The 10689-nt window shown below is 61.4% G+C and carries 10 protein-coding genes; all 10 read right to left on the bottom strand.

What is annotated here, in order from left to right:
• Positions 1-124: 124 nt before the first annotated feature.
• The 10 genes from ACLRGI_RS05200 to ACLRGI_RS05155 all read right to left on the bottom strand — a co-directional run bounded on the left by ACLRGI_RS05200 (position 125) and on the right by ACLRGI_RS05155 (position 10686).
• The gene (locus tag ACLRGI_RS05200; protein WP_419200590.1) at positions 125-625 is read right to left on the bottom strand and encodes a hypothetical protein; all 501 of its coding nucleotides are present in this window, start codon (positions 623-625) and stop codon (positions 125-127) included.
• The gene (locus tag ACLRGI_RS05195; protein ID WP_178996917.1) at positions 626-1003 is read right to left on the bottom strand and encodes a hypothetical protein; all 378 of its coding nucleotides are present in this window, start codon (positions 1001-1003) and stop codon (positions 626-628) included.
• Positions 1004-1006: 3 nt separating this feature from the next.
• On the bottom strand, positions 1007-1384 hold the full coding sequence (locus ACLRGI_RS05190) for a hypothetical protein (RefSeq protein WP_419200589.1): 378 nt from the start codon (positions 1382-1384) through the stop codon (positions 1007-1009).
• A gap of 12 nt (positions 1385-1396) precedes the next feature.
• Positions 1397-2020 (bottom strand): hypothetical protein, encoded by a 624-nt coding sequence (locus ACLRGI_RS05185; protein WP_419200588.1) that lies wholly within the window; start codon positions 2018-2020, stop codon positions 1397-1399.
• Entirely contained in the window at positions 2017-2394 is a 378-nt protein-coding gene (locus ACLRGI_RS05180) for a hypothetical protein (RefSeq protein ID WP_419200587.1), read from the bottom strand. Before ACLRGI_RS05180 ends, ACLRGI_RS05185 begins: the two co-directional genes overlap by 4 nt.
• Before the next feature lie 7 nt (positions 2395-2401).
• Positions 2402-2818 (bottom strand): hypothetical protein, encoded by a 417-nt coding sequence (locus ACLRGI_RS05175; protein ID WP_156369803.1) that lies wholly within the window; start codon positions 2816-2818, stop codon positions 2402-2404.
• 11 nt (positions 2819-2829) lie between these two features.
• Positions 2830-3810: a hypothetical protein gene (locus ACLRGI_RS05170; RefSeq protein ID WP_419200586.1), complete on the bottom strand. Its 981-nt coding sequence runs from the start codon at positions 3808-3810 to the stop codon at positions 2830-2832.
• Complete coding sequence (locus tag ACLRGI_RS05165; RefSeq protein ID WP_419200585.1) at positions 3810-4934, bottom strand: Gp37-like protein; 1125 nt, start codon at positions 4932-4934, stop codon at positions 3810-3812. Before ACLRGI_RS05165 ends, ACLRGI_RS05170 begins: the two co-directional genes overlap by 1 nt.
• On the bottom strand, positions 4931-5839 hold the full coding sequence (locus ACLRGI_RS05160) for a hypothetical protein (protein WP_419200584.1): 909 nt from the start codon (positions 5837-5839) through the stop codon (positions 4931-4933). The genes ACLRGI_RS05165 and ACLRGI_RS05160 overlap by 4 nt, the downstream gene beginning before the upstream one ends.
• Positions 5840-5916: 77 nt before the next feature.
• Positions 5917-10686 carry a peptidoglycan DD-metalloendopeptidase family protein gene (locus ACLRGI_RS05155; protein WP_419200583.1) on the bottom strand — a complete coding sequence of 1590 codons (4770 nt, stop codon included), beginning with the start codon at positions 10684-10686 and terminating at the stop codon, positions 5917-5919.
• Positions 10687-10689 lie beyond the last annotated feature (3 nt).

Raw genomic sequence — 10689 nt, 5'->3', positions numbered from 1 at the left:
CGGCGCGGGCATAAGTGGCATTCAGTGACCCATCAGAGAGCCTGGAAGGAAGGTGCTTTTCGAAGATCTTGCCGGACCCGTCAAGAGACGGGACTTTCTTGATAGCCATAGCGGGTGGCTCCTATCAGGCGGTGATGAGCAGGGCGTCAGCGTCAGCAGGATCCACGGCAATGGAACCATCAGACTTGGTAGTGAAAACGAGGGTGTCAGCGTCAGTCGGGTCGAGCGCCACGCCGCCGCCGGCGGCCGCGAGTGCGGCCAACTCGGCGGCAGCTTGGGCGGCTGCAGCGTTCGAAGCGGAGTTAGATGCGGAAACCTCCGCGTCCTCTGCAGCGTCTCGGGCCGCAACTGCTACGTCACGCACGCCTTGGAAGCTCGGCTTCGCCACCCTAAGGCCGCCACCGACCATCCTCACCTGAGGGGAAGTGGTCACGAACGGCGGCACAAAAGCATCAGCACTGGACGTGAGCGGGTTCGGTAGGGGTAGCCCGTTCAAGTCCTTCAGTGCCAGCGGGGTGCTCTCGCTCTCGTCGTTCACGTCATAGATCGTGACCGCCGAGTTGGCCGCCCGCTGGAATGTGAACGGGTCAGCGACGAGCTCCGATTCGTACGTGTAGTCAGCCATTTACCCTCCAGGTTCGGCGCGGTGATCAGGGCCGTCAGTCTTGTCGACATCGGTTGCGGCTTGGATGGCGCCAGTAACGCCGAGCTTCTTCCAGGCTTCGCGATACGCGGTGCCAGCGACGATGAATACAAGCAGCACCGCGGCGATCCAACCAACGACACTAAACAGTCCGTTGAGCCAGACCCACACACCAGCCACGGCGACGTAGAAAAGGAATGCCACGATGGACTGCTTGCGTGCGGACCATCGCGTCTGCTGAATGACCGCTATGACCGGCGGCGCGAAGAACGCCACGGCCATCAGCCAAAGAACAGGAGTGCCCAGTTCGGCCAGTGCTTTCAGCGCTGCAGGGTCCAGCCCGGGAACGGTGGGAGTCATGGCCTAGTCCTCCTTCGTGATTGGAGTGATTTCGAAGGACGGCATGCTGTCCCTGATGTCCTGGGCAATCCGGTCGTAATCGATGACCACCGGGACGCCTTGTGTGACAAGGCCGATCAGTTGCGTCACCAGCGACCGGAGAGCGGCAAGCTCGGCGTTACCTTGGGCGATGCCCTTCGCGTTGAATGCGAGCTGGTCGTAGACGCTGGTCCGGTACCCGTTCCACTGCATCTGTTTGTTCCAGAGAGCGTCCACAGGCGCCTTCTCGATCTGCTGCTCAATCGAGAGTCCGTCTTTCATGGTCGGCCCGCCCTCAACAAGGGCTTCGGGTCCGAAGCGCAAGTAGCGCTCATTGGTCATACCTTCGGGGAGTTTACCCATGGTCTTTTTCCTTTACGGGAGAGGGATGTCGAGGTCGATGAAGAATTGCTGGTCGGGCGTGTAGGCCGGGTTGGGTGACAGAACGCCGTTCAGAACATCGGCGGTGTACTTGAAGAACCGGTCCCAGTCGAAGTTGACGCCGGGGTCGGAACGGGAGATGCCGGAGTCGCCGTGAGCTGCGAAACCGGGTACGCGTGCACGGGCTTGCGCGCCGGTGATGCGTCGCAGGGGAACGTGGATTTCCTTTGACGCCATGTAGTTGATGAAGTCGGCGGCCATGAGAGCGAGGTTCCGGTAGAAGCCTTCCTCGACATCGGCTGGCATGTTGCCCCAGTCCGTTGTCTTGCACGCTGCGGCGATCCCGGCTGCCCAGTTGTTGGTCTCCGAGTCCTGCCACGTCTCCCATTCCCATGGGTAGTAGGCCGCGATGTCCTGCCAGTCGCAGGCCCGGTGGTAGCAGCCGTAGTCAGCGCGGGTCCGGACAAGGTTGGTGAGGGCGTCCACTCCCCCGCGCCAGTTGCCCTCCGAGGTGTGCACGATGCACGTGCCTGAAAGCTGCGCACCGCCCCGGCGAGGATAGGTGCCCTGCGCCGTGTACGGGTTCGGGCTGTCAACCAAGATGTAGCCAGTGCTCATGAGCTGTCTCCGTTCTTGCTGGGGTGGCTTTCGAGAGTCGGCCACGGGCGTAGTTCCTGTTGAGTCATTCCGTGTTCCGTGCAGTCACGGCGGAGCTGGGAGGCGTATTCCTCAGTAAGGCGGCGGTTCCTGGCTTCACGGTCAGCGCGTGCTTGCTCACGGTCAGCGCGTGCTTGCTCACGGTCAGCGCGAGCCCGTTCCTTCTCTGCATCAGCCCACGCTTCGTTTCGCTGGTCCTTCAGGGTGGTGTTACGGATCCGCTCGCGGCCGGCGGAACCACTGAAGTATTTGATGAGGCCGTTGATGAGTGCCAACAACGCAGCGCCTCCGCCACCCGCCCCAACAAGGGTCACGAGCAGTTGAGTTGTGTCCATGGCGCGCCTACTTTTCTGGGTCGTAGGCGTATTGCCGAATTTTCACGAGACGAGCGGCGAAGGCGAGGATTGAGAAAGTGATAAAGCAGAGGGTGGCCATGCGGAGGCTGAGCTGCGTGATGGGTGCGGTCGCCATTGTTACTCCGTAGATACCTATGGCTGTCATGCACATAAGAGTCGCTGCCCGTTCAAGCCACCAAATCCCGGGCAGAACAGAGAACGATCCGAGCGCACCACCAGTCAGCAGCAGCCCGCCCCAAAACGTAAGCAGTCCTGTTCCCAAGCTGGATTGGACGTTCCTTGGTGGATCGGTAGCAACGAATAGGCCTAGTAAGCCAATGGCAAGGTAGGCGAAAAAGTAGATCACAGACAGTGCACGCGGCTCTTGGACCTTGAGCCAGACCGAATAGAGGGTGCGTTTCATGGTCGCCGTCCTCATGAGTTCCACGCCAATCCGCCGAGCGAAAACACCATCTCGCCCACCGGCTGCTCTGGGACCGGGACCTTGAAACTCACCCGAATCTCACCTGCAGGCGTGGCCCACATCTGGCATTGGTACAGGTCAACGATGGTTTGCGGGAAAGGTTCGCTCGCGATCTTCGGCGCGTACGCTTTGTCGAACTTCGCGATGATGTAAGCGGTATTCGCCAAGTAAGAGATCGGGATCTTGTTCGCGACGCCACCCTCCAAGGAGACGCGCATACCGTTACGCGATACGGCGCCATCCTTGACCGGCTCGTTCAGGTGAGTGCCGATATTCCGGTACTCACTGGTCAGAATCAACGGAGACGGGCCACGGAACACGCCGCCAACAATCACCCATGTAGGAGTGTCGTTGTCGCCCAAGACCAGCTGCCACTGCGTGTCACCGATCGTGACCGTCGAACCGATCTGATTGATGTACTGACGAGCGAGGTCTTCCTTCGCATAGATGCCACTGTTCGAGGCCCAGCAGCGAAGATCAACGACGTCGTCCGGCTGTGTCTGGTTTTCCTTGATGGCCACAAGGGCAATGGGTTGCTCGTCAATATTGCCCGGTCCGGTAACACGGGATCCGGAAACGGCCCGGGTTGAGCCGCCGGGGATAATGACGAACTTGGAAACGCCGGCCGTGGGAGTCCAGTCACGGCGGACCGCTACAGTATCCCAGCGGACGCCGGACGCTGACGGCGGGAACTGCAGAGTCTCGTTGCCGTCGGTCTGGTCGATGACGCCACAGCCCCAGCCTCGGCCCTGCGCGATCGATACTGTCCGGTCGGCGTTTGCGACGATACTGACCTTCCAGTCTCCGGCGCCACTGACGCCATACCTGGACGGGCCGATGGGGGAGTCAGAGTGGGCAACTGCCCATGCATCTTCGTTGTAAGGGTTCAACGCGGTCGTGTCATAGCCATGGCTGATGAACTGCACAGGCATCAGATGAGCTCCTGGTTCCGCACGCCCTTAGCGAGGGCGGCAAGTCGCTGCGCAACGATGCGCGCAGGCTGGTTGGAAATTTCCCCTATGGAGGGTTGGACGCTCGCGTAGTCCTTGGAGACCCAGTTGAGGGTGACTTCGCGGATGGTCTCTGTCATGAGCAGGCCGTTGCCGAGGTTCACCGGGACTCGGTCGCCCTCAGTGAACCCTCCGGGCCCGTACTGGAAAATTCCCGTGCCGACTAGGTCGAGGGAGATTCCGTTCTTGGCGGCAGTTTCGGTGAGCGTCTCGCGACCGCGATCGTCCATGACATCTGACGAGTCGTTGTCGCGTGCGTCTCGGAAAGCTTCAGCACGCATTCCGTACTGGGATTCTCGGGCGGCATCGATGACCTGCCGGAAGTTCCGTTCAGTACCCTCGCCTTGGCCGCCGATGACAACGCGGGAGCTCTCCGGTCGGGTCTTTGTCCATGAAGCCTTCTTCAGGGTGCGGCCCTTGACCGAGAGTTTTCGGGGGTAAAGTTGCGGCTCATAGACGTCCAAAACAAGGCCAGAGCCAACCTGCCGAACAGTCACACCGATCCCAGCTTCATCCATGGCCGGAAACATTTTGTCCGCCAGCGGATGCATCCGGAGAGGTACGCCGCCTGGCACGACTTCGCCGCGGTGCAGGTTTGGCGCCACGGACAAGCCGGGGATGGCCAGCCGCGTGATGCCGTTCTCTGTTACAGCGGTCTTGATGATCGTTTCCGCATCGCCCGTGTACGTCCGGTATTCAGCGGCGGACTGGCTAGAGATAGGCGAGCCCGGCACCTGCCAGCCGAGAATGTCCCGCAGGATCCTGAAGTCGTCCTCAACAGTGAACGTCACTTGCCCGGAGACGCCGTCCGTTTCGCCAGCCTCGCTAACGATGGGCCCGGAGATGAGGTGCCGGCCCTTGAACTTGACCTTCAGCCGGGCGCCATCGGTCATCAGCTCAGGGAGCCTCTCGTGCGCCAAAGGAACGGTGATGTTCAGCGTGGAGACGAGGTTGTGCCGGACCGTCGCCGAAAGCGCCGAAGGGTTGCCGATCTGGCACCGGAATAGCCTGTCCTTGTCGTAAACAGCGACTCGGAAAATGCTCACCATGGCCTCCGATACAGCGTTGGTAGCAGAGCCTCCACGACGCCAGTGCCCGCAAGGGTCAGAGAGAGGGGAACCTGCGACCCGGCCGGCACCGGCGGGAAGTCAGCCTCACCAAGGTCCGCCGAACGGTCCTCCGGGTTGACCATGTCAACGCCGATGATTCGTTCGGAGGGTTTCTTGCTCTCAGCGCCAGCGGCGACGTCGTACAAGGTGGCGCCTATGCGGTCAGGATCAGACTCGATCACTAAGCATTTGTTGGCGCCGATAGGGAATGGCACATCTACGATCAGGTCGCCAACACCAACAGATGCGGTAGTGGTTTCCCCGTCGATGAACCACCGGGCGTATGACTCTTCGTCGCCCGGGTTGTCGATCCGCGCCGAGGAGATGTCAGCGCCGGAACCAATGTTGAAAAGGTGCGGCCCGTTCGGTTCGAAGAACGGAGCATACTCGCTGTTCTTCCATGAACGGACAACCGCTTCACCCATCCAAAACGGCTGTTCCGCAACGAAGTTGATGCCGTACGTTTGCCACCCATGCCGGATCGGGTCATAGGTGATGCTGTGATCGCCGTCGTCCCGAAACCGTAGCTCGATAGAACGGCGCTTTCCGTCCGGGTGCTGAACTTCCCAGATGCCAGTGTCTTTCGGGTCCATTCCTTGCCAGAAGGCCCGATCCCGTTCGACCCAACCCTCAGATCCGCCGTCATGGAAAATATGGATCGGCCAGAAAGCGCTGCGGTCCAGTACCGAAATGCCTTCGTGCCGGGATCCTGCGACCGCCGGCGCCTCAGTCGCATGCCGTTCCGTGGTGATGGAACCAAGGCCGCGCACGCCCGGCATCAGGAACAGGCCTGATGCCGGGGACGTGAGAGGCCACGTGACACCCTTAGCGGTCCACGTCATTCGGAGCCTCGTCCACGGACTCGCCGCGGGAAGCGGCGGCCGGTACGGGGTCGCGTAACTGATGCCCATTGAGCTCCTTAGCGGTGAACCGCCAGCGCGTCACGCTGGGATGTTTCGATGAGTCGGACTGCTTCGTGCTCGTCACGAACGTGCAACTGTCCGATCTGGACAGCCGGACGGTCATGACCTCGCCTTGTCGCGAGGCTGTACATCGCTTCCCATTGCTTCGGGTTGAGGATGTACTCCGGCTGCCGGGTGCGGTTGACCACCTGCGACAAACCGGGAGGCAGAATGCCGCCCTGATCGTGCAAGTAAGGCAGGCCAGTCGAGCCGATGCCGTCGTCCTTGCCACCTTGACCAGTGACAAACGCGACGGCGCCGTCCAAGACCTTCTTGCCAGCACCGATGGCCATGTCCGCGAACATGCCTGCATCCGGGAAGGCCTTCTTGAACTGGTCCACGAGACCGTCCACGATTCCGGCGATCGGGTTCCAACCTGCAGAACCTGCCTCGCCGCCACCGTCCAAGTACTCGGCAGGGTTCACGTAGCTCGGCCATCCGCCGTTCATCACCATGTAGTGCAGGTGATTTCCGGTGGAGTTGCCTGTGGAACCAACCTCGCCGATCTTCGATCCGCCGGTGACCATCTGGCCCAGCTTCACGGCGAACTTGGAAAGGTGCGCGTACCACGTCTGCAACCCGTTCGGGTGGTCAATGTGGATCTCGTTACCGCCGCCGTATTCGGACCAGCCAGCGGACGAGACACGTCCCGGCCCAGCAGCTCGGATAGGAGTGCCGGCCGCAGCCGCCATGTCCATACCGTTGTGCCCGCTGTGGAACGGTTGGGATACGACACTGCCTGGCAGAGGGTGAATCAGACCGCCCTTAGCTCGGCCCGGGTGGAACCCCGATGCCATGAGCTTTCGAACGGCACTGACGCCCTTGTTGCCCGCAGCGTTGAGCATGTCGATGAAGCCTCGCCCGGCGCCGCGAACGACTTCCGGAACCAGCACACCTTCACCGGGGCGCATGGGGGTGAGCACAGTGTCCCGCTTGCGTGCTTCGTAGCCTGGCAGCACACCGCCCTCGGAGAACCCGGACGGCAGAGATACGCGTGGTAGCTCCGCCAACCCAAGGGACTTGCCGATGGTATTGAGCCCGTTTATCAGGCCATCATTGATGACCGTATCGACCACGAACTTGACCGGGGCCTTCGCGATATCCTGCAGCTTCTCCCACGCGGTCTTTATGAAACCGACCCCGTCTTCAAAGGCTTTCGGGATGGTTTTCGTTATGAAGTCGCCTAGGACGTCGAAAACTGGCTTGATGACGTTTTCCCAGACCCACTTGATGACGGCGCCGATAGCATCGAACTGAGGCTTGATGACGTTCTCGTAGAGCCAGACGAAGGCCGGTCCGAGGACGTTGTTCAGCACCCACACGAGGCCGTCGAAAATCGGCTTGATGATGACCGTCCACCAAGCCGAAATCAGTGCTCCGATAAATCCGAACACTGGCTTAATGACTTTTTCGTAGAGCCAGAGGAAAGCTGGCGCTATGATCTTCTCGATCACGGCACCGAGTAGCTGGAAAATGTAGCTCGTGACCGTCCACCAGGCACCGACCACGAGGCCGATCCCCTCAAAAACGGGACGGATTATGTTTTCGTAGAGCCACGTAAAAACGGCTCCGACGACGGCGAAGACCTGCTGGATTATTGGCATGGCCGTGTTCTGGAACCAGTCGACCACCGCGGCTACGGCGACCTGTATAGCGGCCCACACGTTCTGGACGATCTGCTGCCCGAGCTCGGTCTGCGTGAAGAACCAAACAAGCCCAGCGACGACGAGTCCGATGGCGGTGATGATCCACATGCCGGGGAACGCCTTGATGCTGTTGTTCCACAGCCACTGCGCGGCGGTGACGATTTTCGTCGCCGTAGCCCAGTCGGCCATCACTATCCGCTGAATATTGCCTGCGGCCGTTAATGCTGCAGAAGCGGCGCGTGTAGCGACGAAGGCGCCGATCAGCAGGCCCAAAACTGCAGGGCTGCCAGCGATTGCCACCAGCAACGGATCGAACACCGCTAGCAGGGTCGCGACGCTTGAAGCGAAGAACGAGAAGACCTGAATCAGGCTCGGCCCGACTTTTTCCGTGATCGGCGCGAGCGCTGAAAGGAAGGCGCCGAAAGCTCCAGTCAGTCCCGGAAGTAGCGGAACAATTTCCCCTACCCCGCGCTGCACAGCCTCCATGAAGATTTTCAGCCCGGCCCCGAACTCAGGGTTCGACAACGCCGTGAACACGCCACCGACGAAGGTGCCCGCGATCTCGCCGCCCAGCCGCAGGAAGTCAGCGAATGCTGTTGCCCCGTTAGCGAAGGCGTCCCCGATAGGGCCCAGCGCCGCCAGGAGTCCTTGCGAACCAGCTTCCGCGCCAGCGAATATCGTCGACATGGTCGTCTGGAACACGGGGCCCTGCATGACCGTCTCGATATTGCGCAGAGCCGCAGCCATGCCACTGAGAGTCGACACAGCGCCGCCGGCCTCAGCTGCTTGGTTCAATGCGGAGAAGATCCCTGCCACGGAACCACCGATGGACCAGAGATCCTTGAATCCCTGAATTCCGTTGTCGATCCACATGGCAAGGCGCCCGTCGGCCGCGGCTGCCTGGATGACGTCATTGAAGCGTGTAGCGATGTCAGCGATTGCCGTGGCCAGCCGTGGCATGTAGTCCATGCCGACCTGGCCAAGGGTCACGAAGGAGGTCACTACAGGCTCAATTGCCCGGTTTAGGATGGTCGTGCTTGTGGCCACACCCATCAGCAAGGACTCGAGCACGCCGCCGTCAAGGGAAGTCTCGAGTGCCCGCATGAAGATCTGCGCACCGGAACCCAAGGCGGACGCGATAGCGCCTACACCCGTTGCCAGCTGCGGCATCACGGAACCAGCCAGTGAAAGCAGAGGTGCAGCGAACCCCGTAAAGAAGTTCTCCTGCGCGATCCGCCGGATTTGGCCCAACTGTTCCTTCACGGCCAGAAGGGCCCGGACGGACTCCTGCGCTGCAGGGGTCAGCTTTCCCATCGCGTCAGCTGACTTCTGCCCGGACTGCGATGCTGTGTCCGCCTGCTGCATCTGAACCCGTTCAAGGTTTCGATGAGCCTGCTCAACGGCACGGGCAGCATCTACCTGCGACTTCTGAGCCTGCTCAGTCGCATCCTGAATGGCCATCTGCGCATCAGCGATCCGCTTAGCGCCGTCCTGCTCCTGCTTGAGGACTTCCGCCTGGGCTTCCTTGCGCGCCTCAATGGCATCCGCCTGCGCTTGCCGAGCGTCAGCCAGGCGCTGCTCCGCGTCAAGGACCTTCTCGTTGCTGTCCTGCGCTTCCTCCTGCGCCTTGACCTGCTCATCGCGAAGGTCCAGCACGGCGCGCTTGGCGTTTTCATCGGCCGCCATCGACTTCGCAACGTTGTTCTCCAACTGCGCGAGAACAGCATCCGAAGATTTCGGGTTGCTGGCAGCCTTGTCATACGCTTCGATCGCGCGCTGGTGAGCCAGTGCGGTGTCAGTGGCTTTGAGGTTGGCAGCCTCCAAAGAGCGGCCGACGGTCTCGACTTTCTTGGCTGCGTCCTCACGTGCCTTGACCAGATCGCGCTGGGCTTCGATGACGTCGCGGGCGGCTTTCGCCTCGTCCCGCTCAGCCATTTCAACTGCTTTCGCGGCAGCTTTCTGAGCTTCGGCCGCGGCAAGCGTGACTTCCTGCAGGCTGCGCTTGGCGTCAGAAACGCGCCGGGCGGCCTGCACTTGGGCATCAGCAGCGTTTTCCTCCGCCACGGAGATGGCCTGCATAGCGTCCTCGACAGCCATCGCAGCCAAGCGCGGGTTTGCGGTGGATAAGCTGCTCGCACCCTCCAGCGCAGTTTTCAGCGCTTCGCCCACGCCAGAGAAAGCGGAGACGAGCACACCGGCGCCTGCGCCGATGGCCATCAGGCCGGCCGGAACGAGGGCAGCTACGCCTGCGAGTGAACTGAGGGACGCAGCGAAGGTGATGACATTGCCAGATGCGCCCAGTACAGCCGCACCTACAGCGCCCGCCGCTGGCGTAATTGCAGACAGCCCACCAACGACGCCGATGAAAGCTTGCGTGAATGCCCGGCCGCCGCGGGTACCCTCCCGGGCGACGTCCTGCGCCATCTTGGACAGGTCCACGCGGATCCGGTCAGAGTCGCGCCGGATGCCCGTGACAAGGTTGCCGAGAGGGCTACCCTTGAACGCGCTCGTCAGCCTGGCGGCCAATGTGTTGGCGCTCCGGCCTGTCCGTTCAGCTTCCTCAGACACGCGCTTGAGGTGCGTTTCCAGTTCGACCGAAGCGGCAGAGGACTTGCTCTGTGCATCACCGAGGTTGAGCGTTGCTTTGGCCAGGGCATGCTCAGCGACTTCACGGCGGTCCGTTGCGTCAGCTGCGCGGCGCCGAATGACACTCAGCTTCTCTTCCGCAGCAGCTATCTGAGACGCCTTAGCGTTTCCGTTGTCGCGGACTTCCTGAAGCTTGAGCTCCGCCACGCGCAGCTCGCCAAGAGCCTTGGACTCTGTCGCCGAAGCGGCGGCCAGTTTCGCTTTGGAAGCAGAGAGGCTGGTTTCAGCCTGAGTGGCCGCCTTAGTCAGGCGCGACACCTCAGCTTCAAGCCCTGCAGTTTCCGCCGAGAATCCGGCCGCCATCCCGGCGCCCATGTCCTTGCCAGCAGAACGGCCAGCCTTCGTGAACAGCGGGCCTACGCGCTTAGCGACTTCCTGCTGCACCCCTGTGAAAATCGGCTTCACAAGCACTTCCGCGATACCGATTACGGACATGGG

Source organism: Paenarthrobacter sp. PPS72 (genome assembly GCF_048537125.1).
In the GTDB taxonomy this organism is placed as follows: domain Bacteria; phylum Actinomycetota; class Actinomycetes; order Actinomycetales; family Micrococcaceae; genus Arthrobacter; species Arthrobacter nitroguajacolicus_E.
The sequence above is the reverse complement of the archived record's forward strand: the minus strand, read 5'-3'. Positions and strand labels throughout refer to the sequence as shown.